The organism is Methylobacterium indicum (assembly GCF_017347565.1).
GTDB classification, from domain to species: Bacteria; Pseudomonadota; Alphaproteobacteria; order Rhizobiales; family Beijerinckiaceae; genus Methylobacterium; species Methylobacterium indicum.
Genome location: NZ_AP024145.1, coordinates 5,958,216 through 5,982,560 on the forward strand (window position 1 = coordinate 5,958,216; position 24,345 = coordinate 5,982,560).

Consider the following 24,345-nt stretch of genomic DNA (forward strand, 5'->3'; position numbering starts at 1 on the left):
CGAGGGCCGGATCGGGCGCCCAGGTCGAGGCGCGGCGCGGTGCTGCCGGCTCGGGCGCGACCATCACGGCCGGGGGCGCCAGGCCTTCCGGCTCGTCGGACGGGAAGGGCTCCACGGGCGCGGGCGCGACCGGCGGCACGAAAGCGTCGGCGGCCCGCACCGTGAGGGGCGACCGGGCCGGCGCCTCGCGAAACGCCTCCGGGCCATGGCTATGCGCCACCTGCTCGCGGGCCTGCGCCGGCCGGGGCGCGACGGTGCGGGGCGGCTCGGTCGGGACGGGGGCGGGCGTCGGCGCCCAGGTATCAGGGGAAAACGCTTCCGGGGAGAAAGCGTCGGCCTGCGGCTCGAAGGACGGCGCGGCCACCCGCGCCGGGCGGGACGCAGGGTGGGCGGGTGGAGCGTACGGGCTCTGGCTCCACGGCTCGGGCGGGGCGGCCGGGACCGGGCCGGGCTCGGACGGCGTCGGCCGCACGAGCGCGTCGGCCATCCAGCTCGGGGTGGCACGCCGGCTCAGGGCGTAGTCGCGTTGGGCCGGCGGGGCCGGCGGCGCGAAACGACGGGCGAGGATCGCCCGCAGGCTCATCACGGTCTGCGCCAGGACGCCGAGGGGGCGTCCCCGGTGCTCGGGCGGGCGCAGATGGTCGCGCACCCGCTGGGGCGCACGCGGCGAGGAGTCGGAGAAGGGTGGCCGTCCCGATTGTCTCATGATGCCGATTTGAGTGTGGGCGGCCCGCGGCCGCATCGCATGGGCCCAGTTAGCCACGGCATCGTTAACGGCGGATTAGGCACGGGCCCCCGGGTACCGGGTCGCGGGCCGGCGCGTTAAGGAACGGGGGCATTTCCGGCGAGAAGGGGCTGCCCGCACGATGTTCCGATCCCTCTACCGGCACGGTTTCGCCCGGGTCGCGGCCTGCGTCGGCCGCACCCACATCGCCGACCCGGACGCCAACGCGGCCGAGATCCTGCGGCTGGCGCAACGCTGCGACGCGGACGGCACGGCGGTGGCGGTGTTTCCCGAGCTCGGCCTGTCGGGCTATGCGCTCGAGGACCTGCTGCTGCAGGAGACGCTGCTCGCGCGGGTCGAGGGCGCCCTCGCCGCCCTGGTCGAGGCGAGCCGGGACCTGATGCCGGTCCTCGTCCTCGGCGCGCCCCTGCGCCACCGCAACCGGGTCTACAACACCGCCGCGGTGATCCATCGCGGCCGGCTGCTCGGGGTGGTGCCGAAGAGCTACCTGCCGAACTACCGCGAGTTCTACGAGAAGCGCCATTTCGCCTCCGGCGCCGGGGTGACCGGCGAGACGATCCGCCTCGGCGCCCTGGAGGCGCCGTTCGGCACCGACCTGCTGTTTCCCGCCGAGGATCTGCCGGGCCTCGTCCTCGGGGTCGAGGTCTGCGAGGACATGTGGATTCCGGTGCCGCCCTCGGCGCTGGCAGCCCTCGCCGGGGCCACGGTGCTGGCCAATCTCTCGGGCAGCCCGATCACCATCGGGCGGGCCGACAACCGGGCGCTGCTCTGCCGCTCGGCCTCGTCGCGCTGCCTGTCGGCCTACATCTACGCCGCGGCGGGCCCGGGCGAATCGACCACCGACCTGTCCTGGGACGGGCAGACCGCGATCTACGAGGACGGCGAGGCGATCGCCGAGGGCCCCCGCTTCCCGGCCGAGCCGCAGGTGACGAGCGCCGACCTCGACCTCGACCGGCTGGTCCAGGAGCGGGCCCAGATGGGCAGCTTCGACGACAACGCCCGCCAGGTCCTGGGATCCGCTCCCGCCTTCCGCCGGGTGCCGTTCCGGGTGGCCCCGCCGGAGGCGGATCTGGGCCTGCGCCGCAGGGTCGAGCGCTTCCCCTTCGTGCCGGCCGATCCCGCCCGCCTCGCCCAGGATTGCTACGAGGGCTACACGATCCAGGTCGCCGGCCTCGTCCAGCGCCTGCGGGCGATCGGCACCCGAAGGGTCGTGATCGGCATCTCGGGCGGTCTCGATTCGACCCACGCGCTGATCGTGGCGGCCCGGGCCTTCGACGAGCTCGGCCTGCCGCGCACCGACATCCTCACCTACACGATGCCGGGCTTCGCCACCTCGGACGAGACCAAGGGCAACGCCCACCGGCTGATGGCGGCGCTCGGCACCCGCGCGGCCGAACTCGACATCCGCCCGGCCGCCCGGCAGATGCTCGCCGACATGGGCCACCCGTTCGGTCGCGGCGAGGAGGTCTACGACGTCACCTTCGAGAACGTGCAGGCGGGCCTGCGCACCGACTACCTCTTCCGGCTCGCCAACCAGCACGACGCCATCGTGATCGGCACCGGCGACCTGTCGGAGCTGGCGCTCGGCTGGTGCACCTACGGCGTCGGGGACCAGATGTCCCACTACGCGGTGAATGCCGGGGTACCCAAGACCCTGATCCAGCACCTGATCCGGTGGGTGATCGCCTCCGGCCAGTTCGAGGCGGAGGTCGGCGCCACCCTGGACGCCATCCTCGCCACCGAGATCTCGCCCGAGCTGGTGCCGGCCCGGGAAGGCGGGACGATCCAGAGCACCGAATCGAAGATCGGCCCCTACGCGCTGCAGGACTTCACCCTGTTCTACACGCTGCGCTACGGCTATCGCCCCTCGAAGATCGCCTTCCTGGCGCTGATGGCCTGGGAGGATGCCGGCCGCGGGCCCTGGCCGCCGGGATTCCCGGAGGCGAAGCGGGGGGCCTACGCCCTGCCGGAGATCCGGGCCTGGCTCGCGGTGTTCCTGCGCCGCTTCTTCGGCTTCAGTCAGTTCAAGCGCTCGGCCCTGCCGAACGGGCCCAAGGTGGCGGCCGGCGGCGCCCTCTCGCCCCGGGGCGACTGGCGCGCGCCCTCCGACGGCAACGCCCGGATCTGGCTCGACGAGCTGGAGCGCAACGTCCCGCAGGAATAGACCATAAACCCCACAGGAGTATCTGCGTCGGTCGGGCCCCGGGGCCGAGAAGACCGCCCGGCACACGCCCTGGATGGCGCGGGTGCTGCTGCGGGTGCGCCACGTCGCGGCGGCGGTCCCGGAGCGGACGCTGTTCACCCGCTTCGTCCCCGCCCGCCACCCGAGCGAGGGGCGGGGCTGCTGGAAGCGCTACTGGGAACGCTGGGCCGAGATGACGGTGGGGCGCCTCGGCGAGGCGATGGTGGATCTGGTCCCCGACCTTGCCGCGCTCGTGCCCCCGGCGAGGTCGTCGACAAGACCGTGGACTCGCCCTGGATGGAGCCGGACCTGGAGAGCGCGTTGCGGGCGCGCCGGGCCGAGACCTTGGTGATCACCGGCGGTGAGACCGACGTCTGCGTGCTGGCGACCGTGCTCGGGGCGGTCGACCGTGGCTACCGCATCGTGCTCGCCACCGATGCGGTCTGCTCCTCGTCGGACGACACCCACGACGCGATGATGACCCTCTACCGGCAGCGCTTCGGACAACAACTCGAGATTGCGACCACCGGACAGATTCTGCAAAACTGGAATTTGTCCGAGTTAACGGAACGATGATGACCCGCCCAAGCTCGGCTGCCGGTTGTTTTCACGATGTTTCCCGCGTCGTCTCGCGGTTCCGAACCCGCACGTTTTCGTGATTGCATCGATCTGTGCCGGAACGCACTTGGCGAAACAGCCGAGATCGCGGTATCGCCCTACCGGAAGGCTTGACATAGTCTCGGCCCAATCGGGCCTTACCGGATGGACGCCATGGTAGCACCTGCGAGGGCAGCACCTGCGAGCGGAGGCGATCCGATGCGAAGCTACAACCTGTTCTGCCTGAAGAGCCTCGACGGCCTGGTCTGCGCGGTGCCGGAGGACTACGCCGTGCCGGCCTTCGTAACCGAGGCCCGCTGGGCGTTCGGCGGCAAGCTCGACGGCAGCACGCCCCGGCCCGTTGGCTTCGACGGTGCGGCTGCCGCGACCGCGGTGCGCTTCAACGGCTTCTACCTGTTCCAGAGCATGGGCGGCGGGCACGGCTGAGATCGGGCGCGCCGTCAGGGACGGGGACTCGGGGATCGCGGCGAGCATTCCTTAAAGGTCCGCGGCGCATGATCCCCGCGAACCGAAACCCGCGAGGCCGAACGGGGCTGGCCGCCATGTCCGACATGTCCGAGCTGCGCAGGGAGACTCGCCTGCGGACGTTCCTGAAGGGGCGCATCATCTTCAACAACGGCAATTCCAGCATGGATTGCCTGATCCGGGACCTGTCGGGTTCCGGCGCGCGGCTGATGCTGAGCCAGACCGCCACCCTGCCGGACGGCTTCGATCTCTTCATCCCCGCCAAGGAACGGACTCACAAGGCGACCCTGCGCTGGCGCAAGGACGACAGCATCGGCGTCACCTTCGCGGAGGAACTCGTCCGCGCCTCGGCGCCGACCGCCGCGGAGCCATCTGTGGCGGCCCTGCTCGCCCGCATTCACGAACTCGAAGCCGAGAACGCCGCTCTGCGTCGGCAGCTCAAGGAAGCCGAGGCGATGCTGCTGGAGCGGACGGCGTAAGAATCCCATCGATCCGCCATCGTCCAGCGGAGCCACAACCGTCCTGCGAGGCGACTCCGCTGTACGCTGTCGCGTGATTGCGCAGCCCCCATCCCCGGCGGATTGCCGGTCGGCTCCCGTTGCCGAGCCGATCGATACCCCGAACATGCGAAGGGCCGCCCCGTTGCCGGGGCAGCCCTTCCATTGCCGAACCGCGGTCCGACCGATCGATTAGAATTGCATCAGCAATTCCGCAGGATCATCACCGATCCCGGATAGTTCGTCGTGCGCTCAGGCCGTGAAGCCGGAGGCGACGATCCAGGTCCGGCGCGCAGACGACCGCGGCTGATGACAATGAGACACTGGATCACCTCCTTCCTGTTGTTGCCGATGGGACGAATGTAACCATTCGGCGGCGTTGTGCAATGCGGTTCGGGCGCGGCGAAGGGTCCGCGGGCGCGCATCTTGACCCTGGCCTGCGATCGGTCATCTCCGCAGGCATGAAGAACCGTGGCTTCCTCAAGTTCGCCAGCGCCATGACGGTGATGACGCTCGGCGGCGTCGGCTACGCCGCGCACCGGCGCAGCCGCAACCCCTATTACAAGGGGCCCGTGAGCGACCATTTCGACGGGGTGAGGTTCTTCTCGCCGGGGCAGCCGCAGGACAAGGGCGTCGGCGAGGTCGCGCGCTGGCAGCTCGGCGGCGGGCGGGAGGCCTGGCCGGCCCAGGTCCCGAGCCCGTACCCGCAGGATGCGCCGCCCGAGCGGGTCGAGGGCCTGCGGGTCGTCCATATCGGTCATGCCAGCCTGCTGATCCAGGTCGCTGGCCGCAACATCCTGGTCGATCCGGTCTATGCCCGGCGCGCGAGCCCGGTGGGCTTCACCGGGCCGAAACGCGCCAATCCGCCGGGCATCGCCTTCTCGGCGCTCCCGCCGATCGACGCGGTGCTGATCACCCACAACCACTACGACCATCTCGACGGGCCGATCCTGGCCCGGCTCTGGGCCGAGCATGCCCCGACCTTCGTGGCGCCCCTCGGCAACGACGCGATCATCCGCAGCTACGACGCGACGATCCCGGTCGAGACCCGGGACTGGGGCGGATCGGTCGATCTCGGCGGCGGGATCGTCGTGCACCTGGTGCCCGCCTATCACTGGTCGGCCCGGGGCGTGAACGACCGGCGCATGGCGCTCTGGTGCGCCTTCGTGCTCACCACGCCGCGGGGCGTGCTCTACCATGTCGGCGATACCGGCTACGGCGACGGGGCGATCTTCCGGCCGGTGCGGGAGCGCTTCGGCGCGCCGCGCCTCGCCACCCTGCCGATCGGCGCCTACGAGCCGCGCTGGTTCATGCAGCCCCAGCACATGAACCCCGAGGAGGCGGTGCGGGTGTTTCGGGAGGTCGGGGCCGAGCAGGCGCTCGGCCACCATTGGGGCACGTTCCGCCTGACCAACGAGGGCCCGGGGGAGCCCGCCGAGGCGCTGGGCCGGGCGCTCGCGGCGGCGGACGTCCCGGCGGAGCGGTTCCTGGCGCTCCGCCCCGGGCAGGTCTGGGGCGGATGAGGGGATTCCGGCCGGGACGGCCGCCTCAGAGCTTCGAGGGGTCGAACCAGATGCAGCTGCGGGCGATCGTCGCGAAGTTGATCTCGGACTTGGCCGGCTGCGGCAGCACCTTGCCGTCCATCGCCACGGTGATCTGCTGGGAGGTGGTGCCGTCGCCGAAGGTCTGCGGCCGCGTGAGGTAGCAGTATTGCTGCTCGGGCTTCTGCTCGTCGCCCTTGAAGTTCCAGCCGGTCACGATCGTGCCGTCGAGGAACGGGACGGTCTTGAACACCGTGAAGCTGGTGCGCACCGCGGCACTGGCGGGCGCCTCCGACTTGCCCTGGTTGCCGGTGAGCGACGACACGTCGGGCAGGCCCTTGGAGGCCGGCAGGCCGCCCTCGATCTTGAGGGTGTTGTCGGCGAGCCGGACCTCGCCGCTCGTCTTCAGCGTCGTGGTCTCGAGGGCCTGGCTGAGCGCCTTGGCGAGCGTGTCCGACGCGCTCCCGACCTCGTTCATCGTCGCGTAGCCGTAGAAGGCGGCGCCCAGCCCGGCGCCCGCCAGTCCCAGGAAGGCCCCGAGCCCGATCGCGCGAAAGAGAAAGGCGCGGGCGTTGGAGATCCGCGCCTCCGCCCGCAGGCGGCCGTTGACGTGCTGGGCGAGCGCGACGTTCTCCGGCGTGCCCGGTGCGAGGTAGCTCACGGTCTCGGTCTCTCGATGCGGTCGTCGTCGCGCGAAGGCGCCGCGGGGGGCGTGCCGGTCGGCGGCACGGTGGGCGAGCGGCGCTGGTCGAGGGGAATGGCGGCGCCGGAGGCCACCGCGGCCTCGCGCATCGCCCGCTGCGCGTCCTGGATCTGGGTCGCGCTCTCGGCCATCTGGTTGAGGAGAAGCGGCATGCCCTCGGCCTGCATCACCGTGTCGAGGTCGTCCTCGTCGCGGTAGGTCTTGCGCACCTGCACGGCGCAGAGCGCGAGCAGCGTCGAGGCGAAGGCGGCGCAGAGCGCCGGCGCGAAGACGAAGATGCGCAGGAAGGCGTGGACCTGCTGGTCGGTGACGTCGATCGGGTCGGCGCCGTACACCATGGCGGTGAAGGAGTGGAGCTGCGAGCGGCGCACCGCGTCGCGGTAGGCGCCCTCGGCCTCCGTCACCCGCCGGTCGGCGGCGGCGCGGTCGAGCTGCGCCCGGGCGGCGCGGGCCTCCGCCAGATTCTTGGCCACCACGGCGCGCTCGTCGCCGGCGGATTTCAGGCTGCCCGCGATGGTGGCGGTGCGCGGATCGGTGACGCAGCGCATGTAGCTGTAGCGCTTGCCGCGGCTGTTGGTGCCCGAGAGCCGCTCGCAGCGCTGGCCCGGCAGGCCGGCGAGCTGGGACGAGGCCTCGGTGGTGCGCCTCTCGAGCGAAGCGGCCTCCGCCGTGTACTGCGCCACCCGGGCATCGGCCTGGGCGATGCGGTTGTCGATCGTGCCGCGGTCGGCCTCGGCCTCCTTCAACAGGGTCCGGGCCTTCGAGGCCTCGGCGAGGCGGGGGTGGAACATCATCTCGCCGAGCTGCGACACCGACTTGGTGGTCACGCCCGCCGCCATCACGATGCCGACGATCGCGAGCGACTTGATCAGCCAGTCGCGCTGCACCCGGATCAGGATGCCGAGCGGCACCCGGCACAGCTCGATCGCCGCGTAGACGATCGGCGCCATCAGCATGAACCAGAAGCTCTGGTCGTTGCGGTCGGCATAGGTCTCGGCGAAGAACCACGCGCCGGCGAGCGAGGTGCAGATCACCAGCGCCTCGACCACGTAGGCGATGCCGACGTAGCCCCAGCGGATGCGGTATCCCTTGCGGACCGCCCGGTCCTGCTTCCAGGCGTCGGTCTCGTCGGCCCAGGCGCGCCGCTCGCGCACGATCACCCGATCGGGAGGCTGTCGGCCCATCACAACTCCTCGCCTCGCCCCCTCGGGGGCGGGTGCGTACACGGAATCTCAATCCTTCCCGCTAAGCGGGTTTTGCGCCGAAATTGCGCCCTGGGCGAGCGCGGGATGCCGCGGCGCAGCGTCCCGTTTGTGCTTTACGCACCGCAAAACGCGACGGATCGCGTTAGATTCAGCGCGTGTGGCGCCGTCATGCGCCGAATCCGACGCCGCTCGAGCCGGCGTCGCCAGAGACCGGAGCGAGGCCCCGCATGTCGGACGACCGCTACCACAAGGACCGTTTGGGCAACCGCCGGCTGGCGCCCGAGACCCTGATGCTCGGCTACGGCTACGATCCGGCCCTGTCGGAGGGGGCGGTGAAGCCGCCGGTCTTTCTCACCTCGACCTTCGTGTTCACCTCCGCCGAGCACGGCAAGGACTTCTTCGACTACGTGTCGGGGCGGCGCGAGCCGCCGGCCGGCGAGGCGGCGGGCCTCGTCTATTCCCGCTTCAACCACCCCAACAGCGAGATCGTCGAGGACCGCCTGGCGGTGTTCGAGGAGGCTGAGGCCGCGCTCCTGTTCTCGTCGGGCATGTCGGCCATCGCCACCGTGATCCTGGCGCATGCCCGGCCCGGCGACGTGGTGCTGCATTCCCAGCCGCTCTACGGCGGCACCGAGACGCTGATCGCCAAGACGCTCGCCGGTCTCGGTATCGGCGCCGTCGGCTTCCAGGACGGCACCGACGAGGCGAGCATCGCGGCCGCCGCCGACGCCGCGACGGCCCTGGCGCGCAAGGGCGGCGGGCGCGTCAGCGTCGTGATGGTGGAGACCCCGTCGAACCCCATGAACACGCTGGTCGACCTCTCGCTCGTCCGCGCGGCGGCCGACCGGATCGGCGCCGGCCAGGAGGGCCACGCGCCCGTGGTGGTGTGCGACAACACCTTGCTCGGCCCGCTCTTCCAGCATCCGCTGCGGCACGGCGCCGACATCTCGGTCTACTCGCTGACGAAATACGTCGGCGGCCATTCGGACCTCATCGCTGGGGCGGCGCTGGGGTCGTCGGCCCGGATGAAGCCGGTGCGGCTGCTGCGCTCGGCGATCGGCACCCAGCTCGATCCGCATTCGTGCTGGATGCTCGGGCGCTCGCTCGAGACCCTGACCCTGCGGATGGAGAAGGCCAATCGCAACGGCGAGATCATCGCGGAGCGCCTGCGCGCCCACCCGAAGGTGACGAAGCTCCACCATCTCGGCCATCTCGAGCCCGGCTCCGGCGCGGCCCGGGTCTACGCGGCGCAATGCGCGGCGCCCGGCTCGACCTTCTCGTTCGACGTCGCGGGCGGCGAAGCGGAGGCGTTCCGGGTGCTCAACGCGCTCCAGCTGTTCAAGCTCGCGGTGAGCTTAGGCGGCACCGAATCGCTCGCGAGCCACCCGGCCTCGACCACCCATTCGGGCGTGCCGAAAGCCGTGCGCGACCGGCTCGGCATCACCGACGCGACCATCCGGGTCTCGATCGGCATCGAGCATCCGGAGGATCTGGCGGCCGACTTGCAGGCGGCGCTCGCTACCCTGGATTGAAAAGCGCCGGGCGCGGCCCGTTTTGGCTTGCCCCGGCGGGGGCCCTCCGCATGATGGCGCCGGCCCCGGCTGCGCCTCGTCGGCGGGGCCCCCTCCCGCGAACCGAGAAGGCCCCGCCGCACCCGATGACCGAGCACGCCGCGTCCGGCTCCTACAAGGAAGTCATCCTGTTCCTGGTCACCGCCGGGATCGTGGTGCCGCTGTTTCACCGCCTGCGCGTCAGCCCGGTCCTCGGCTTCATCGGGGCGGGGGCGCTCCTCGGGCCGTCCGGCCTCGGGCGGCTCACCGAGACGGTGCCGTGGCTGGGTGCGGTGACGATCTCGAACCGCACCGAGATCGCGCATCTCGCCGAGCTCGGCGTGGTTTTCCTGATGTTCATGATCGGGGTCGAGCTGTCCTGGGAGCGCCTGCGCATCCTGCGCCGCCTGGTCTTCGGCCTCGGCTCGCTGCAGGTGGTGGTGTCGGGCCTCCTCGTCGGGGCGGTGCTGATGGCGCTCGAGGTGCCGCCCACCGCCGCGATCCTGGTCGGGCTGGCGCTCGCGCTCTCCTCCACCGCCATCGTGCTGCCGGTCCTGGCCGAGCAGAAGCGCCTCAACACGCCGGCCGGCCGGGCGAGCTTCGCGGTGCTGCTGTTCCAGGACCTCGCCGTCGCGCCCGTCCTGTTCGCCATCGCGGTGCTCGGCCGCAAGGACGGCGACGCGGTCACGGGCCTCGCCATCGCGCTCGGCCAGGCCGCGGTGGCGCTGGCGCTCCTCGTCGGCGTGGGGCGGCTCGGCCTGCGGCCGCTGTTCCAGCTCGTCGCCCGCACCCGCAGCCCCGAACTGTTCATGGCGGCCTGCCTCCTCGTCATCGCGGCCACCGCCCTCGTCGCCGCGGCGAGCGGGCTGTCGATGACGCTCGGCGCCTTCGTGGCCGGGCTGCTGCTGGCCGAGACCGAGTATCGCCGGGCGATCGAGGCGACGATCGACCCGTTCAAGGGCCTGCTGCTCGGGGTGTTCTTCGTCTCGGTCGGGATGGGCATCGATCCGGCGGTCCTGATGAAGACGCCGCTGACCATCCTGGGGCTCGCCCTCGGCCTCCTCGTCCTCAAGGGCGGGGTGATCGTCGCGATCGCGACCGCCCTGCGCCTGCCGCGCGCGGTGGCGCTCGAATCCGCCCTGCTGCTCGGGCCCGGGGGCGAGTTCGCCTTCGTGCTCGTCGGCAGCGCGCTCGCCGCCGGGCTGGTGCCCGAGGATCTCGGTCAGGCGGCGCTCGTCGTCACCACCGCCACGATGGTGATGATCCCGGGGCTCGCCGCGCTCGCCCGCCGCCTCGGCCGGCGGATCGACCGGACGTCGCTCGGCCGTGCCCGGGCCGAGCCGCCCCCGGCGGAGCGCCAGCCCGGACGGGTGATCGTCGCGGGTTACGGCCGGGTCGGCCGGCTCGTCGCCGAGATGCTGGCCCGCCACAAGGTGCCCTATATCGCCCTCGACATGGATGCCGCCCGCGTCGCCGACCAGCGCCGCCTCGGCAATCCGGTCTATTTCGGCGATTCGGCCAATCCCGATCTCCTGCGCCGCTGCGGCATCGACACCGCCCGGGCGCTGGTCGTCACCCTCGATCAGCCCCGCGCCGTCGAGGCGGTGGTGGCGGCCGCCCGCGCCGAGCGGCCGGACCTGACCATCGTGGCCCGCGCCCGGGACGCCCGCCACGCCACCGCCCTCTACGAGATGGGCGTCGACGATGCCGTGCCGGAGACGATCGAGGCCTCGCTCCAGCTCTCGGAGGCCGTGCTGGTCGATGTCGGGGTGCCGATGGGCCTGGTGATCGCCTCGATCCACGAGCGCCGCGACGAATTCCGGGCGATCCTGCGCCGCAAGGAGGCGCCGCCGGCTCCCGCCTTCCAGGCCCGCCGCACCGTGGGCAAGACCTCGTGAGTGGGCTCGGCGCCCAGCAGGAGGCGGCGCTCAAGGCGGTGTCGGACTGGCTGAAGCGCGGCAGCCCGCAGGTCTTCCGCCTGTTCGGCTTTGCCGGCACCGGCAAGACCACGCTCGCCAAGCGCCTCGCCGAGGATGTCGATGGCGGCGTGCTGTTCTGTGCCTATACCGGCAAGGCCGCCTCGGTGATGCGCGCCCGCGGCTGCCCCGACGCCTCCACCATCCACAGCCTGATCTATCGCACCCGCGAGGATACCGAGGGCGGGCCCGCCTTCACCCTCAACCGCACCGGGCCGGTGAGCAAGGCGGCCCTCGTCGTCATCGACGAATGCTCGATGGTCGACGGCGACCTCGGCAACGACCTCCTGTCCTTCGGCACGCCGGTCCTGGTGCTGGGCGACCCGGCGCAATTGCCGCCGGTGAAGGGCGGCGGCTTCTTCACCGAGGCCGAGCCCGACGTGATGCTCACCGAGGTCCACCGCCAGGCCGCCGACAACCCGATCGTGCGCCTCGCCATGACGGTGCGGGAGGGCGGGCGGCTGGAATTCGGCGCCTATGGCGAGAGCCGGGTGATCCCGCGCCGCGACATCGACCCTCAGACCGTGCTCGCCGCCGATCAGGTCCTGGTCGGCATGAACCGCACCCGGCGGCTCTACAATGGCCGCATCCGCGAGCTGATCGGCCACGCCGACCCGATGCCGGCGGTGGGCGAGAAGCTGGTCTGCCTGCGCAACGACCGCACCAAGGGCCTGCTCAACGGCTCGACCTGGACCGTGCAGGCCCTGCGCGCCGCCCCCCGCCCCGATCTCGTGCGCCTCGACGTGGTGCCGGAGGACGATCCCGCCTTGCGCCGCAAGCCCCAGGACATCCGGGTCCTGCGCTCGGTCATCGCCGGCAGCGAGGAGGAGGTGCCGGCGATCCTGCGCCGCGAGACCGAGGAATTCACCTACGGCTACGCGCTCACCGTGCACAAGGCGCAGGGCTCGCAATGGGACAAGGTGGTGCTGTTCGACGAGTCCTTCGCCTTCCGCGAGCACCGGGCGCGCTGGCTCTACACGGCGCTGACCCGGGCGGCGGAGGCGATCACCGTGGTGGTGTAGCGCGCGGAACGCCTTGCGCATCCGCCTTCGTGCGCTACCCTGCCGGCATGTCGATCGAAGTGTCCTACACCTTGCGGAAGGCCGAGCCCGGCGCCCTGCTCCGGGAACTCGACGATGTCCGGGTCACGACCGACGTGACGACCGACGACGGGGACACGATCGCCGCCGGTACCGAGGGCACGGTCGTCGCCGTATGGAACGCGGGCGAAGCCTATGACGTCGAGTTTCCGGAGCCGATGGGGGCACTGGCGACGGTGAAGGCCGCCGATCTCGTGCGCGTCGGACGCTCGGTGCCTTGAGCGAGGACGGGTGGCGGCCTGCCCTCGAGGTACCCGGCAGCAAGCTCGTTCATTATTTGCTGAATGTCGATCATCCCAAAGGCGGCCCGAAAGCACGGTTCTTCCTGGCCTTCGGCTTCGATCCCAGCCAGCCCGAGATCATGGCGGAAGCCCTCATCGTGCAGGCCACCGACGCTCGGTGCATTCTGCGCCCCGTGGAGAACGGACCCTACCGCCGGATGATCGTCGAGGGACCGATGGAGACGCCGGACGGCCGCCTGCCACGGGTCCGCAGCGTCTGGCAATGGCAGGACGGAGCGATGTGGCGTCTCGTCACCGCCGTGCCGCTCACCTGACGCGACGAGTGCCGGTCAAGTGGCGTGCCGAGTGATGCAAGCTGGGTAGATCTTAGATGAACGGGCCAGACGCCATCATCCCCAGCACGGCGGAGACGGCCTCCGCAGGTGACAAGGCTGCGCTATCGATGACGAGGCGCGGCTGGTCCCACGGCGCGTAGTCGAGGCGCTGGATCGCCTCCCACGAGGGCGGGACGAGGCCGGGAATGTCGGAGAGCCGCCCCTCGACCCGGCGGCGATGCTCCTCCGCATCCGAGCACACGACCTCGACGTTGATCAGCCGCACGGCGGCCCGGGCGGCCACCGCCCGCCAGCCCTCGCGGCTGGCCGCGACCGGATTGACGCAATCGGCCACGACCACCCGTCCCTCGCCGAGATTCGCGCCCGCGAGCGCCTGCGCCACCGCGTAGCCCGACGCGCCGACTGGGCCGGCCAGGACGCCCGCATCCCGGATCGCCTGCTCGATGACGTCGATGCGCAGATGGGTCGCCGCGAGGGCTTGGGCGACGGCGCGGGAGATGGTGGTCTTCCCGGTCCCGGGCAGGCCGGCGAACACGATCAGCATCGCGAGGCTCCTCGGCATCGGTCCTCGCTCCGACCTTATTCGCCGGCGGCCTGCCGCTGCTCGATCTCCCGCGTCTTGCGGTCGTAACGATCCGACGCGACCTTGAGAGCGAGCAGACCGCCGGCGATCAGCGCGGCGCTCACGCCGAGGATCTGCCATGCGTAAGCGGTGGTCATCGTTTGTCAGTCCTCTGCCCTGAGAAATCGAAGCGCAGCCTGATCGGCGAGGTGGAAGCATACGCCCGCGACGAGGAGAAGTCCTCCGCCATGGGCGAAAACATCGTATCGGCCCTGCGCGATCGGAATCACGAAGGTCGCGCCGAAGACGGCGATGGCCAGTGAGTTGAACAGGGAAGCGAGCAGCTTGGCTCCCTCGTTGAATCGTTTCGCGCGGTGCTTCGGGTCGCCGTGAGGCATCGGATGTCCGGCGGGAGCGATCGAGTGTCGTTTCGCGCTATCGTATCACATCACCCTGCGTCAGGTAGGCGCCGGACACCAGGATCTCCGCTCCGCACCCTAGCCCCGGCTGGACGAACGCCCCGGGAACCCCCACCTACGCCGCAGCACGACGAAGACAGCCTGCCCCGGAGAGACATCCTTGGCCAATGACGACGCGGGGGGCGCCCCCCGCATGCATGCGACGACGATCCTGATGGTGCGCAAGGGCGGCCGGGTGGTGATCGGGGGCGACGGGCAGGTCAGCCTCGGCCAGACCATCGTCAAGGGCAATGCCCGCAAGGTCCGCCGCCTCGCCAAGGGGTCGGTGATCGGGGGCTTTGCCGGCGCCACCGCCGACGCCTTCACGCTGTTCGAGCGGCTGGAAGCGAAGCTCGAACAGTATCCCGGCCAGCTCACCCGCGCCTGCGTCGAACTCACCAAGGATTGGCGCACCGACCGCTACCTGCGCCGCCTCGAGGCGATGATGCTGGTGGCCGACAAGGATGTGAGCCTGCTCCTGTCGGGCGCCGGCGACGTGCTGGAGCCCGAGGGCGGCGTGATGGCGATCGGGTCGGGGGGCAACTACGCGCTCGCCGCCGCCCGGGCGCTGGAGGAGCAGGACCTCGACGCCGAGGCGATCGTGCGCCGCGCCATGCGGATCGCCGCCGAGATCTGCGTCTACACCAACGGCAGCCTGGTGATCGAGAGCCTGGACGCGGCCTGAGCGGTCGCCCCACTCACCCCCCTCGCACAGGGCCGTGGGCCCGCCCGAAGAGCCTCATGACCACCTTCTCCCCCCGCGAAATCGTTTCCGAGCTCGACCGCTACATCGTCGGCCAGGGCGACGCGAAACGCGCGGTCGCGATCGCGCTGCGCAACCGCTGGCGTCGCCAGCAGCTCCAGGGCCCGCTCCGCGAGGAGGTGGCGCCGAAGAACATCCTGATGATCGGCCCGACCGGCTGCGGCAAGACCGAGATCTCGCGCCGCCTGGCGCGGCTCGCCGGGGCGCCGTTCCTGAAGGTCGAGGCGACGAAGTTCACGGAAGTGGGCTATGTCGGCCGCGACGTCGAGCAGATCGTGCGCGACCTCGTCGAGGTCGGCATCGGCCTGAAGCGCGACGAGAAGCGCCGCGGCGTCCAGGCCAAGGCGGAGGCCGCGGCCGAGAACCGGGTGCTCGACGCCCTCGTCGGCCCGACCGCCAGCCAGGCCACCCGCGACGCCTTCCGCAAGCGCCTGCGCGCCGGCGAACTCGACGACAAGGAGGTCGAGCTCGAACTGGCCGGCGGCGCCCCGCAGGGGATGCCTATGTTCGAGATCCCGGGCATGCCGGGTGCCGCCATGGGGGCGATCAACCTCGGCGACATGCTCGGCAAGGCGCTCGGCAACCAGAAGGGCAAGCCGCGGCGGATGACCGTGCGGGACGCCTATGCGCCGCTGATCAGCGAGGAATCCGACAAGCTCCTCGACCAGGACAGCGTGGTCCAGGAGGCGCTTCGCGACGTGCAGGACAACGGCATCGTCTTCCTCGACGAGATCGACAAGATCTGCGCCCGGGAGGGCCGGTCCGGCGCCGACGTCTCGCGCGAGGGCGTGCAGCGCGACCTGCTGCCGCTCATCGAGGGCACCACCGTGGCGACCAAGCACGGGCCGGTGAAGACCGACCACATCCTGTTCATCGCCAGCGGCGCCTTCCACGTCTCGAAACCCTCCGACCTGCTGCCGGAGCTGCAGGGGCGGCTGCCGATCCGGGTCGAGCTGAGCCCGCTGACCGTCGACGATTTCCGCCGCATCCTGACCGAGACCGAGGCGAGCCTGACCAAGCAGGCGGTCGCCCTGATGGGCACGGAGGGCGTCACGATCGACTTCACCGCGGACGCCATCGACGCGCTCGCCAAGGTCGCCGTCGACGTGAATTCCTCGGTCGAGAATATCGGCGCGCGCCGTCTCCAGACGGTGCTGGAGCGGGTGCTCGACGACGTGTCGTTCACCGCACCCGACCGTTCCGGCGAGACGGTGACGATCGACGCGACCTATGTCCGCGACCGGGTCGAGAGCCTGGCGCAGAACGCGGATCTGAGCCGGTTCATCCTCTGAGCCGGGCCGCCCGGATGCCCCGGCACCCGGGCGAACCGCCAGGGCGGGTCTCGCCAGCACGGCCGTCCCCGCATAGGGTCGGGCCGGATCCTCGAACGACGTGACACGAGCCCGATGCGCTTTTCCGGAACCGAGAACTACGTCGCCACCGGCGACCTGACCATCGCGGTCAATGCCGCCATCACCCTGGAGCGGCCGCTCCTCGTCAAGGGCGAGCCGGGCACCGGCAAGACCGTGCTGGCCGAGGAGATCGCCCGGGGCCTGGGGGCCCCGCTGCTGACCTGGCACATCAAGTCGACCACCAAGGCGCAGCAGGGCCTCTACGAGTACGACGCGGTCTCGCGCCTGCGCGATTCGCAGCTCGGCGACCCGCGGGTCTCCGACATCGCCAACTATATCCGCCGCGGCAAGCTGTGGGACGCCTTCACGGCCCCCGAGCGGCCGGTGCTCCTGATCGACGAGATCGACAAGGCCGACATCGAGTTCCCGAACGACCTCCTGCTCGAACTCGACCGGATGGAGTTCCACGTCTACGAGACCGGCGAGACGGTCCGGGCGGCGCGCCGCCCGATCGTCATCATCACCTCGAACAACGAGAAGGAGCTGCCGGACGCCTTCCTGCGCCGCTGCTTCTTCCACTACATCAAGTTCCCGGACGCCGACACGCTGAAAGCCATCGTCGACGTGCACTATCCGGGCATCAAGCAGCGCCTGGTCGAGGAGGCCCTGCGGGTCTTCTTCGAGGTACGCGAGGCCCCGGGCCTCAAGAAGAAGCCCTCGACCTCCGAGCTCCTCGACTGGCTGAAGCTGCTGATGGCCGAGGATATCGGCCCGGAGAGCTTACGCGAGCGCGATCCCCGCAAGCTGATCCCGCCGCTGCACGGGGCATTGCTGAAGAACGAGCAGGATGTCGGGCTGTTCGAGAAGCTCGCTTTCCTGAGCCGCCGAGAGGGACGCTAGAGCGATGCGCCGCCTGATCCTCCTGCGCCACGCCAAGTCCGACTGGCCGGACGGCGCCTCCGACCTCGAGCGGCCGCTCGCCCCCCGCGGTCGGGAAGCCGCCCCGAAGATGGCCGCCTACCTGGCGGCGGAGGGCCTGATCCCCGACCGGGTGCTGGTCTCACCGGCCCGCCGCACGCAGGAGACCTGGGATCTCGTCCGGCCGGCCCTCGGGACCGTGCCGGACGAGACCGTGCCGCAGATCTACGAGGCGCCGGTCTCGCGCCTCCTCGACGTGGTGCACAGCCTCCCGGACGAGGTCGCGACCGCCCTGATGATCGGCCACAATCCGGGCTTCCAGGACCTCGCCCGGCTCCTGTCGAAGCCCGGGGACGAGCGCCGCACCCTGACCAGGAAGTACCCGACGGCGGCGATCGCGGTGATCGACCTGCCGGTGGCGTCGTGGGGCGAGGTCGAGGCCGGGGAGGGCAATGTCGAGCGGTTCGTGACGCCCAAGACCCTGGGCCACGGCGAGGACGAGTGAGGGCGGGCTGCGGCGAACCGGATCGCCCCCAAGGCCGTTTGTGAGAGCCGAGCCTCGAACGGAGACCCGCGGGCCCCGTGATCCTCACCACCTTCCTCGCCCTGAGCCTCGCGGCCGGACCCGCCGCGGAGGCCGCCGCCGCCCTGGTCCGGGACGGCGCGACGCGCCTCCAACTCGGCCTTCATGACGGCCTTACCGCGGCTGCGGCTTCCACGGCGTCGGCGCACGAAATGCCGGTGTACCGGCCCGAGGCCCGGGCGGTGTCGAACTGGCGCAGCGAGACCAGGGACGGGCTCCTGCCGCTCTCGCTGGCCTGGACCGCCTGGGCGGCGCCGGCCGACCCGGCCTTCGTGGCGCGCTGCGTCAAGCTCAACAATTACTGGTGCATCAAGCGGGCGCGCTGGGACGGCGAGATCGGCGGCGACCAGGAGGGCCATACCGGCTTCGCCACCGCCGGGCAGGGGGCCGATGCCGCCGTGTCGCTGCTGCGGCGCTATTACGGCGAGTACGGGCGCCGCTCGGCCCTCGCCATCGTCCGCCGCTGGGCGCCGGCGGAATGCGCCGCGCCGGTGGCGATCCGCGGCGGGCCCGTGCGCGCGGCCGCGCGCCCCGCCACGCCGGCGCTCGCCGCCCTCGCGCCGCAGGGCCTCGGCCGCACCCTGCGGGCACGCTTCCTCGCCACCCACGGACGGGGCGGCGCGCCCCGGCGGGTCGCCCGCGCCCCCGTCCGCCCGGCGGCGGCCGCCCGCCCGGTGGCCGGCAACGCCCTGCGGGTCCAGCCCTGGTCGGCGCTCGCCCGGATGCAGGGCCGGCCGCGTCCGCCCCTGCGCGCCGTCAAGGCGGCACCGCTTCCCACCATCGCCACCGGCATCGGTGAGGCGCCGCGCGGCGCCGCCGCGATCGAGCCGGGCCGCATCCTCGACGGCGCTCGGCTGGCCGCGGAAGCCGCCGCCCTGCCGACGCTCGCCGCCGTCCCGGCCTCGTCCCTGCCGCCGGCCTTGCGGCCGCCCGCGCCCCTCTGCGGCTCCGACGAGATCCGCATCCAGGCCTATGCCGCCCGCATCGCCGGCAGCGTCGGGGTCAAGCCCGGCGACGATCTCGGCCTGTTCACGGCGGACGGGCAGGCCACCGCGCGCCTCGCCCCCGTCCTGCTGGCGATGTCGTCGGTCGAGCTCGGGGCGCTGCGGGCGAGCCCCGCCCTCGTCGCCGCGGCGATCGCGCGAGCCGATACGGAGCGGACGGCCGCGCGCCGGCAGGCCGAGGCCGGCCCTCCGCCGGCGCCCTGAGCCCTTGCGGAAGCCTGTTGCCCGCGCCACCTCCCGGACCAGACCAAGCGAGAGCGTATCCGCGTGCCGCCCCTGACCGATTTCGCCGCGCGTGCCGGCTCCCTCGTCAAATCCGTCACGGAAGCCACGCGCTCCCTGGCCGAGGCCTCGAACGACCTCCTGGTCCAGCCGACGGTGCGCCTCGGCGTCACCGGCCTCGCCCGGTCGGGCAAGACGGTGTTCACCACCGCGCTCGTCCACCAGCTCACCGGCCTGCACCCGCTGCCGGCCTTGCGCGCCTCGCAGGAGGGGCGCCTGCGCCGGGCCCGGCTGGTACCCCAGCCCGACGACGCGGTGCCGCGCTTCTCCTACGAGGACCACCTGGCGGCGCTGACCGAGGCCCGGCGCTGGCCGCGCTCGACCGACCGGATCAGCCAGCTGCGCCTCGAGATCGACTACGAGCGCAAGAGCGGCTGGCGCACCGGCCCGGCAAGCCTGATGGTCGACATCGTCGATTATCCGGGCGAGTGGCTGCTCGACCTCGCCCTCATCGAGCAGACCTACGAGGGCTGGTCGCGCGAGACGATCATCGCCGCCGAGCGCCCCGGCCGGGCCGCGATGGCGGCGCCCTGGCTCGCCTCCCTGCGGGCCCTCGACCCCAACCAGCCCCTCGACGAGATCGTGGCCGAGCGGGCGAGCGAGGCCTTCACCACCTACCTTGCCGCGGTGCGCGCCGGCCCCGAGGCGGTGGCGACGACACCGCCGGGCCGCTTCCTGATGCCGGGCGACCTCGCCGGCTCGCCGGCGCTCACCTTCGCGCCGCTGATCCTCGACGGGCCGGTCAACCCCGACAGCCTCGGCGGCCTGATGCAGCGCCGCTTCGAGGCCTACAAGAGCCGGGTGGTGACGCCGTTCTTCCGCGACCATTTCCAGCGCATCGACCGCCAGATCGTGCTGGTCGACGTGCTGGCGGCGGTCGATGCCGGGGCGGCGGCGCTCGCCGAGCTGGAAGAGGCCCTCGACCGGGTGCTGATGAGCCTGCGGGTCGGGCGCAATACCGTGCTGTCGCGACTCTTCGCGCCGCGGGCCGACAAGATCCTGTTCGCCGCCACCAAGGCCGACCACCTCCACCACGCGAGCCACGACCGGCTCGACGCGCTGCTTCGCCTCCTCGTCGCCCGTTCCTTACGCCGCACAGAGGCCGCGGGCGCCCATGTCAGCACCCAGGCGCTTGCCTCCGTGCGCTCGACCCGCGAGACCGTGGTGCATGATGGGCCGGCGAGCTTCCGGGCCGTGGCCGGCACCCCGGAGGCCGGCGAGAGCATCGACGGGGAGACCTTCGACGGCGAGACCGAAGCCGCGATCTTCCCCGGGGAGCTGCCGGAGCGGCCGGAAGCCGTGCTGGAGGGCGCGGTGACGCCGGGCTCGCTGCGCTTCCCGCGCTTCCGCCCGCCGGCCGTCCCTCGCGATGCGCTGGGCCGCCCCGGCCGCCTGCCGCAGATCCGGCTCGACCGCGCCCTGAACTTCCTGATCGGCGACCGCCTCGCCTGAGGGCTTTTGCATGACCCAGCCGCCCCCTTCGAAGCCCCGGGCCTTCCGCCTTCCCCCCGCCGGCGCGGAGACCGCCACGGCCCCCCCGCCGCCCGGCACCGAGACGGCGCTCGCCGATGGGATCCGGATGGTGGAGGAGCCGTTCGAGATCGTCGAGGCCGCCGACGGCGTGCCGGTGCCGGTGGCGCCTCGCTCCCGGGCGCCGTGGGCGACCCTGCTGCTCTCCGCGCTCGGGGGGCTGGCTTCCCTCGGCATCGGCCTCGCGGTCGAGCGGCTGATCGCCGACCTGTTCTCCACCGCGCCCTGGCTCGGCATCGTCGCCCTGGTGCTGCTCGCGGTCGCGGTGGTGGCGCTCCTGGCCATCGTCTGGCGCGAGGTGGCGGGGGTGCTGCGCGAGCGCCGCATCGAGGCGCTGCGGGGCGACGCCCTCGATGCCCTGCGCTCGCGCGACCACAGCGCCGCCAAGGCGGTGGTGCGCAGCCTCTCGGCCCTCTATGCCGGCCGCCCGGCGGCCGAGGCGGCCCGTGCCCGCCTTGCCGCCCTCGACGACCAGATCCTCGACGTCGAGGACCGGCTCGGCATCGCCGAGGCCGAACTCCTCACATCCCTCGACCGCGCCGCCAAGGCGGCGGTGGCCGACGCGGCCAAGCAGGTGTCGGCGGTGACGGCGTTGAGCCCGCGGGCGATCGTCGATGTCGGCTTCGTGATCTTCGCAGCCGTCCGGCTGCTCCGCCGCATCGCCACCATCTATGGCGGCCGGCCCGGCCTGTTCGGCTTCCTGCGCCTCGCCCGCGCGGCGCTCGCCCACCTCGCCGTCACCGGCAGCGTCGCGGTCGGCGACAGCCTGGTGCAGTCGGTGCTGGGCCTCGGCGTCGCAGCGCGGATCTCGGCCAAGCTCGGGGAGGGGGTGCTCAACGGCCTGATGACGGCGCGGTTCGGGCTGGCGGCCCTGGCCGTGTGCCGGCCGCTGCCCTTCACCCGCGAGCCGATGCCGCGGCTCGGGGACGTGGCGGGGGAGTTGCTGCGCGGGAACGGCGACGGCGAGGGACGGGAGACGTCGCGGTAGGCCAGGAAGCGGGATCGCTCGGCGGGAAACAGGTACGGGTCGCCGGATCTGCACGGAGGCCGGAAAAAACCCGCCACCGGCTCTGTCGCAAGCGAGGCCCTGGTCCGCAGGGACGCCTGGCGGGCCGTGTCGCCGGCCCTCTTAGGGTGTTTGGCGGGCCATACCAATTCCGAACCCTCCCACGTCATCCCGGGGCCGCGGAGCGGAGCCCGGGATGACGGGGTGGGGTGGCGATGCCTGCGCCAGACCGGCTGGAGCGGACCATCAAACAGGTCCTCAAAAGGACGGACCGGTCAGCGCGCGTCGGGTCGCCTCGTCGGCGGGCAGGAAGCCCTCCAGGGTCAGCTCGGAGAGCGCGACGTCGGTCGCCGTTCCGAAGACGGTGGTGGTCGACAGGAACGAGAGCTGCCGTCCCGTCGCGGGATGCCGGAGGACCAGCGGCACGGCGATCCGGTCCGCGTCGGAGGGATGCACCGCCTGCGATCGTCCTCCCGGCGCGGGCAGGGCCTGCAGGGCATCATGGAGGCGATCGAGCTCCGGATCCCCGGACGTGGCCGCATCGCGGCGCAGGCGCTCCAGGATGTGCCGGCGCCATTCGCCGAGGTTCAGGATCGCGGGGGCGAGCCCCTCGGGCGACAGCGACAGGGCGAGCACGTTGACCGGCGGCCGAAGCAGATGGGGCGCCACGCCGGCGAGAAGCGGCGTGAGGGCGTCGTTGGCGGCTACCAGCGTCCAGTGCCGGTCGACGGCGAGCGCGGGAAACGGCTCGTAGGCGGCGAGAACGGCGCGCACGGCATCGAGCGCCGCCCTCATGTCGGGCTGCTCCAGCGGGCGTTCGGCGAAGACGGGAGCGTAGCCGCCCGCCACGAGCAGGCGGTTGCGCTCGCGAAGCGGCAGGCCGAGGCGTTCGGCGAGCCGCAGGAGCATGTCCCGGCTCGCCGCCGACCGGCCGTTCTCGACGAAGCTGAGATGCCGCGCCGAGATCTCGGCCTCGAGCGCGAGATCGAGCTGGCTGAAACGGCGACGCCGCCGCCAGTCGCGCAGCACGTCTCCCACCGTGTTGGTCGCGAGCGCTGCTCTCATGCGGTCCGCCTCGCACGCCGATCACGTCCTGCCGATGTCCTACCAAGTCGCGGCCCGCCGGGTAATGACCTGCGAGGTAATCGCCGGACGCGCATCCGCCTTCCATGCTCGGGCTCCCAACCGACGAGGAGACCGACATGCAAGCCCCGCGCGACATCGCCACGGACTATCTGTCCGTCTGGAACGAGGCGTCCGCCCCCGTCCGTCGGCGCCTGCTCGAAACCTGGCACCCGGACGCCCGCTACCGCGATCCCCTGATGGCGGCCGACGGGCGCGAGGCTGTCGCGGCCATGATCGAGAGCGCGCGGGAGCGGTTCCCGGACCTCGCGTTCCGCCTCCACGGCACGCCGGACGGCCACGGACCCTTCGTTCGCTTCTCGTGGACGCTCGGGTCGGCGGACGGCCCGCCCGTCGCGGCCGGCACCGACGTCGTGCGCCTCGACGCGACGGGCCGCATCGCCGAGGTGATCGGCTTCCTCGACGAGGTACGGTCATGACCGCGCCCTTCGTCGAGATCGCGGACGGCCACAGGCTCTTCCTGCGCGACTGGGGCAGCGGGCCGCCCGTCCTGCTCCTCGCCGGCTGGGGCATGGATTCGCGCATCTGGGGCGACGTCATGGTCGCGTTGAACGCCCACGGCCTGCGCACGATCGCCTACGATCGCCGCGGGCACGGCCGCTCCACCGACCCGGGACGGGCGGACGACGAGGGTCTGGCGGACGACCTGGCGCGGGTCGTCGCCGCCCTCGATCTTCGCCGCGTCACGCTCGTCACCCATTCGGGTGCGGCCGGGGAGGCGATCCGCTACCTCGCGCGCTACGGAACCGAGAGGATCGCTCGCCTCGTCCTCGTCGGCGCGACCGGGCCGCGCATGATGGCGGACGACGGAGATCCAGGGTTCACACCCGAGATGGCGGCGGCGATGCGGGCGCGGCTGGCCTCCGACCTGCCGGGCTGGATCGAAGAGACCATCGAGCCTTTCGCGCCCGGGCATCGGGCCGCGCTGGGCGCCTGGATGTCCGGCATGGTGCAGGACGTCTCCCGGCGCATCCTCCTCGACGTCCAGGATGCCATCCTGTCGGTCGACCTTCGGCCGGAGGCCGCCCGTCTTGCGCTGCCGGTCACCCTGATCCACGGCGATCGGGACGCCTCGGCCCCGCTCGACCTCACGGCCCGGGCCTATGCCCGCCTGATCCCGGGCGCCGAGCTCGTGGTCTATGCCGGTGCCGCGCACGGCCTGATCGTCACGCACGCCGCGCGGCTCGCCGCGGACATCGCCGGGAGGTGCGCGTCGTGAGCATCGCCTACCTCGTCGGGTTCAGGCTCCGGGATGGCCAGCGGGAGCGTTTCCTGGACCTCCTGACCGCGGTCATGGACGCGATGCGCCACGAAGCCACGTATCGTGCCGCCACGCTGCACGCGGATCCGGACGATCCGACCCGCTTCCTTCTTCACGAGATCTGGGCCGACCACGACGACGTCGTGAACGTCCAGCTCCACCGTCCCTATCGGCGCGCCTGGCACGCGGCTTTGCCCGAATTGCTGCGGGAGGAACGCCGCATCGAGGTCTGGCGACCGGTCGAGCCGTGAGTGCCGCCGGCTTCGGGTGGGACGCTCAATGCCCGTGCCGCACGGCGGATCGCAATCCTGCCGCGCCCCGTCC

Annotated in this window: 25 protein-coding genes and 1 pseudogene; 20 read left to right on the forward strand and 6 right to left on the reverse strand. The window is 71.9% G+C overall.

Annotation, left to right across the window (positions count from 1 at the left end; all coding sequences use genetic code 11):
• Positions 1-866 precede the first annotated feature (866 nt).
• The 5 genes and pseudogenes from miv_RS27660 to miv_RS27680 all read left to right on the forward strand — a co-directional run bounded on the left by miv_RS27660 (position 867) and on the right by miv_RS27680 (position 6,030).
• Positions 867-2,909 (forward strand): NAD(+) synthase, encoded by a 2,043-nt coding sequence (locus miv_RS27660; protein ID WP_207180129.1) that lies wholly within the window; start codon positions 867-869, stop codon positions 2,907-2,909.
• Positions 2,910-2,982: 73 nt separating this feature from the next.
• A pseudogene (locus miv_RS27665) lies at positions 2,983-3,503 on the forward strand (cysteine hydrolase family protein).
• A 240-nt stretch (positions 3,504-3,743) separates the two neighbouring features.
• Positions 3,744-3,971: a hypothetical protein gene (locus miv_RS27670; RefSeq protein WP_048431149.1), complete on the forward strand. Its 228-nt coding sequence runs from the start codon at positions 3,744-3,746 to the stop codon at positions 3,969-3,971.
• Positions 3,972-4,096: 125 nt separating this feature from the next.
• Positions 4,097-4,489 carry a PilZ domain-containing protein gene (locus tag miv_RS27675; RefSeq protein ID WP_048431163.1) on the forward strand — a complete coding sequence of 131 codons (393 nt, stop codon included), beginning with the start codon at positions 4,097-4,099 and terminating at the stop codon, positions 4,487-4,489.
• A 479-nt stretch (positions 4,490-4,968) separates the two neighbouring features.
• A complete protein-coding gene (locus tag miv_RS27680; protein ID WP_207180130.1) occupies positions 4,969-6,030 on the forward strand; it encodes an MBL fold metallo-hydrolase in 1,062 nt (353 codons plus the stop codon).
• A 25-nt stretch (positions 6,031-6,055) separates the two neighbouring features.
• On the opposite strand, the gene miv_RS27685 is transcribed toward miv_RS27680, so the two are convergent.
• Both miv_RS27685 and miv_RS27690 read right to left on the reverse strand, forming a co-directional pair.
• Positions 6,056-6,709, reverse strand: a complete 654-nt coding sequence (locus miv_RS27685) for a hypothetical protein (RefSeq protein WP_048431151.1) — start codon at positions 6,707-6,709, stop codon at positions 6,056-6,058.
• Positions 6,706-7,935 carry an ATPase gene (locus tag miv_RS27690; RefSeq protein ID WP_425284154.1) on the reverse strand — a complete coding sequence of 410 codons (1,230 nt, stop codon included), beginning with the start codon at positions 7,933-7,935 and terminating at the stop codon, positions 6,706-6,708. The genes miv_RS27685 and miv_RS27690 overlap by 4 nt, the downstream gene beginning before the upstream one ends.
• Before the next feature lie 248 nt (positions 7,936-8,183).
• Between miv_RS27690 and miv_RS27695 the strand changes: the two genes are divergently transcribed.
• From miv_RS27695 to miv_RS27715, 5 genes are all read left to right on the forward strand, one after another.
• Complete coding sequence (locus miv_RS27695; RefSeq protein ID WP_207180131.1) at positions 8,184-9,488, forward strand: cystathionine gamma-synthase family protein; 1,305 nt, start codon at positions 8,184-8,186, stop codon at positions 9,486-9,488.
• A gap of 125 nt (positions 9,489-9,613) precedes the next feature.
• Positions 9,614-11,404 carry a cation:proton antiporter domain-containing protein gene (locus miv_RS27700; protein ID WP_207180132.1) on the forward strand — a complete coding sequence of 597 codons (1,791 nt, stop codon included), beginning with the start codon at positions 9,614-9,616 and terminating at the stop codon, positions 11,402-11,404.
• Positions 11,401-12,504 (forward strand): ATP-dependent DNA helicase, encoded by a 1,104-nt coding sequence (locus miv_RS27705; RefSeq protein ID WP_207180133.1) that lies wholly within the window; start codon positions 11,401-11,403, stop codon positions 12,502-12,504. The genes miv_RS27700 and miv_RS27705 overlap by 4 nt, the downstream gene beginning before the upstream one ends.
• Positions 12,505-12,533: 29 nt before the next feature.
• Positions 12,534-12,803, forward strand: coding sequence for a DUF4926 domain-containing protein (locus tag miv_RS27710; RefSeq protein ID WP_244748742.1), 270 nt, complete (start codon positions 12,534-12,536; stop codon positions 12,801-12,803).
• Positions 12,800-13,138, forward strand: coding sequence for a DUF6883 domain-containing protein (locus tag miv_RS27715; protein ID WP_207180134.1), 339 nt, complete (start codon positions 12,800-12,802; stop codon positions 13,136-13,138). The genes miv_RS27710 and miv_RS27715 overlap by 4 nt, the downstream gene beginning before the upstream one ends.
• A 52-nt stretch (positions 13,139-13,190) precedes the next feature.
• On the opposite strand, the gene miv_RS27720 is transcribed toward miv_RS27715, so the two are convergent.
• From miv_RS27720 to miv_RS27730, 3 genes are read right to left on the reverse strand one after another with little or no spacing between them, the layout of a single operon-like run.
• The gene (locus tag miv_RS27720; RefSeq protein ID WP_207183657.1) at positions 13,191-13,703 is read right to left on the reverse strand and encodes a P-loop nucleotide/nucleoside kinase family protein; all 513 of its coding nucleotides are present in this window, start codon (positions 13,701-13,703) and stop codon (positions 13,191-13,193) included.
• Between the two features lie 35 nt (positions 13,704-13,738).
• The gene (locus tag miv_RS27725; protein ID WP_158004093.1) at positions 13,739-13,879 is read right to left on the reverse strand and encodes a hypothetical protein; all 141 of its coding nucleotides are present in this window, start codon (positions 13,877-13,879) and stop codon (positions 13,739-13,741) included.
• 6 nt (positions 13,880-13,885) lie between these two features.
• Entirely contained in the window at positions 13,886-14,119 is a 234-nt protein-coding gene (locus miv_RS27730; protein ID WP_207180135.1) for a hypothetical protein, read from the reverse strand.
• A gap of 214 nt (positions 14,120-14,333) precedes the next feature.
• Here miv_RS27730 and hslV point away from each other — a divergent pair, with 214 nt between their 5' ends.
• From hslV to miv_RS27765, 7 genes are all read left to right on the forward strand, one after another.
• Complete coding sequence (gene hslV, locus miv_RS27735; protein ID WP_048431164.1) at positions 14,334-14,864, forward strand: ATP-dependent protease subunit HslV; 531 nt, start codon at positions 14,334-14,336, stop codon at positions 14,862-14,864.
• 56 nt (positions 14,865-14,920) lie between these two features.
• Positions 14,921-16,234: an ATP-dependent protease ATPase subunit HslU gene (gene hslU / locus miv_RS27740; protein WP_207180136.1), complete on the forward strand. Its 1,314-nt coding sequence runs from the start codon at positions 14,921-14,923 to the stop codon at positions 16,232-16,234.
• 114 nt (positions 16,235-16,348) lie between these two features.
• The gene (locus miv_RS27745; protein ID WP_207180138.1) at positions 16,349-17,194 is read left to right on the forward strand and encodes an AAA family ATPase; all 846 of its coding nucleotides are present in this window, start codon (positions 16,349-16,351) and stop codon (positions 17,192-17,194) included.
• A 4-nt stretch (positions 17,195-17,198) separates the two neighbouring features.
• The gene (locus miv_RS27750; protein WP_058618945.1) at positions 17,199-17,717 is read left to right on the forward strand and encodes a SixA phosphatase family protein; all 519 of its coding nucleotides are present in this window, start codon (positions 17,199-17,201) and stop codon (positions 17,715-17,717) included.
• Positions 17,718-17,794: 77 nt separating this feature from the next.
• Entirely contained in the window at positions 17,795-19,003 is a 1,209-nt protein-coding gene (locus miv_RS27755; protein WP_058620786.1) for a hypothetical protein, read from the forward strand.
• Between the two features lie 63 nt (positions 19,004-19,066).
• Positions 19,067-20,533: a YcjX family GTP-binding protein gene (locus miv_RS27760; protein ID WP_207180140.1), complete on the forward strand. Its 1,467-nt coding sequence runs from the start codon at positions 19,067-19,069 to the stop codon at positions 20,531-20,533.
• Positions 20,534-20,543: 10 nt separating this feature from the next.
• Complete coding sequence (locus tag miv_RS27765; RefSeq protein ID WP_207180142.1) at positions 20,544-21,599, forward strand: YcjF family protein; 1,056 nt, start codon at positions 20,544-20,546, stop codon at positions 21,597-21,599.
• A gap of 276 nt (positions 21,600-21,875) precedes the next feature.
• Here miv_RS27765 and miv_RS27770 read toward each other — a convergent pair whose 3' ends face one another.
• Entirely contained in the window at positions 21,876-22,682 is an 807-nt protein-coding gene (locus miv_RS27770) for a helix-turn-helix domain-containing protein (RefSeq protein WP_207180144.1), read from the reverse strand.
• 137 nt (positions 22,683-22,819) lie between these two features.
• On the opposite strand from miv_RS27770, the gene miv_RS27775 reads away from it, so the two are divergent.
• From miv_RS27775 to miv_RS27785, 3 genes are read left to right on the forward strand one after another with little or no spacing between them, the layout of a single operon-like run.
• A complete protein-coding gene (locus miv_RS27775) occupies positions 22,820-23,179 on the forward strand; it encodes a nuclear transport factor 2 family protein (protein WP_207180146.1) in 360 nt (119 codons plus the stop codon).
• Positions 23,176-23,979 carry an alpha/beta fold hydrolase gene (locus miv_RS27780; RefSeq protein WP_207180147.1) on the forward strand — a complete coding sequence of 268 codons (804 nt, stop codon included), beginning with the start codon at positions 23,176-23,178 and terminating at the stop codon, positions 23,977-23,979. The genes miv_RS27775 and miv_RS27780 overlap by 4 nt, the downstream gene beginning before the upstream one ends.
• Positions 23,976-24,272 (forward strand): putative quinol monooxygenase, encoded by a 297-nt coding sequence (locus miv_RS27785; protein ID WP_207180148.1) that lies wholly within the window; start codon positions 23,976-23,978, stop codon positions 24,270-24,272. Before miv_RS27780 ends, miv_RS27785 begins: the two co-directional genes overlap by 4 nt.
• Positions 24,273-24,345 lie beyond the last annotated feature (73 nt).

Excerpts from the sequence above, each read along its gene's own strand:
- miv_RS27725 (WP_158004093.1), bottom strand. The coding sequence starts at position 13,879 with ATGACCACCGCTTACGCATGGCAGATCCTCGGCGTGAGCGCCGCGCTG.
- miv_RS27750 (WP_058618945.1), top strand. The coding sequence starts at position 17,199 with ATGCGCCGCCTGATCCTCCTGCGCCACGCCAAGTCCGACTGGCCGGAC.
- miv_RS27700 (WP_207180132.1), top strand. The coding sequence starts at position 9,614 with ATGACCGAGCACGCCGCGTCCGGCTCCTACAAGGAAGTCATCCTGTTC.
- miv_RS27680 (WP_207180130.1), top strand. The coding sequence starts at position 4,969 with ATGAAGAACCGTGGCTTCCTCAAGTTCGCCAGCGCCATGACGGTGATG.
- miv_RS27770 (WP_207180144.1), bottom strand. The coding sequence starts at position 22,682 with ATGAGAGCAGCGCTCGCGACCAACACGGTGGGAGACGTGCTGCGCGAC.
- hslV (WP_048431164.1), top strand. The coding sequence starts at position 14,334 with ATGCATGCGACGACGATCCTGATGGTGCGCAAGGGCGGCCGGGTGGTG.
- miv_RS27730 (WP_207180135.1), bottom strand. The coding sequence starts at position 14,119 with ATGCCTCACGGCGACCCGAAGCACCGCGCGAAACGATTCAACGAGGGA.
- miv_RS27745 (WP_207180138.1), top strand. The coding sequence starts at position 16,349 with ATGCGCTTTTCCGGAACCGAGAACTACGTCGCCACCGGCGACCTGACC.
- miv_RS27780 (WP_207180147.1), top strand. The coding sequence starts at position 23,176 with ATGACCGCGCCCTTCGTCGAGATCGCGGACGGCCACAGGCTCTTCCTG.
- miv_RS27675 (WP_048431163.1), top strand. The coding sequence starts at position 4,097 with ATGTCCGAGCTGCGCAGGGAGACTCGCCTGCGGACGTTCCTGAAGGGG.
- miv_RS27775 (WP_207180146.1), top strand. The coding sequence starts at position 22,820 with ATGCAAGCCCCGCGCGACATCGCCACGGACTATCTGTCCGTCTGGAAC.
- miv_RS27695 (WP_207180131.1), top strand. The coding sequence starts at position 8,184 with ATGTCGGACGACCGCTACCACAAGGACCGTTTGGGCAACCGCCGGCTG.
- miv_RS27690 (WP_425284154.1), bottom strand. The coding sequence starts at position 7,935 with ATGGGCCGACAGCCTCCCGATCGGGTGATCGTGCGCGAGCGGCGCGCC.
- miv_RS27660 (WP_207180129.1), top strand. The coding sequence starts at position 867 with ATGTTCCGATCCCTCTACCGGCACGGTTTCGCCCGGGTCGCGGCCTGC.
- miv_RS27720 (WP_207183657.1), bottom strand. The coding sequence starts at position 13,703 with ATGCTGATCGTGTTCGCCGGCCTGCCCGGGACCGGGAAGACCACCATC.
- miv_RS27670 (WP_048431149.1), top strand. The coding sequence starts at position 3,744 with ATGCGAAGCTACAACCTGTTCTGCCTGAAGAGCCTCGACGGCCTGGTC.
- hslU (WP_207180136.1), top strand. The coding sequence starts at position 14,921 with ATGACCACCTTCTCCCCCCGCGAAATCGTTTCCGAGCTCGACCGCTAC.
- miv_RS27765 (WP_207180142.1), top strand. The coding sequence starts at position 20,544 with ATGACCCAGCCGCCCCCTTCGAAGCCCCGGGCCTTCCGCCTTCCCCCC.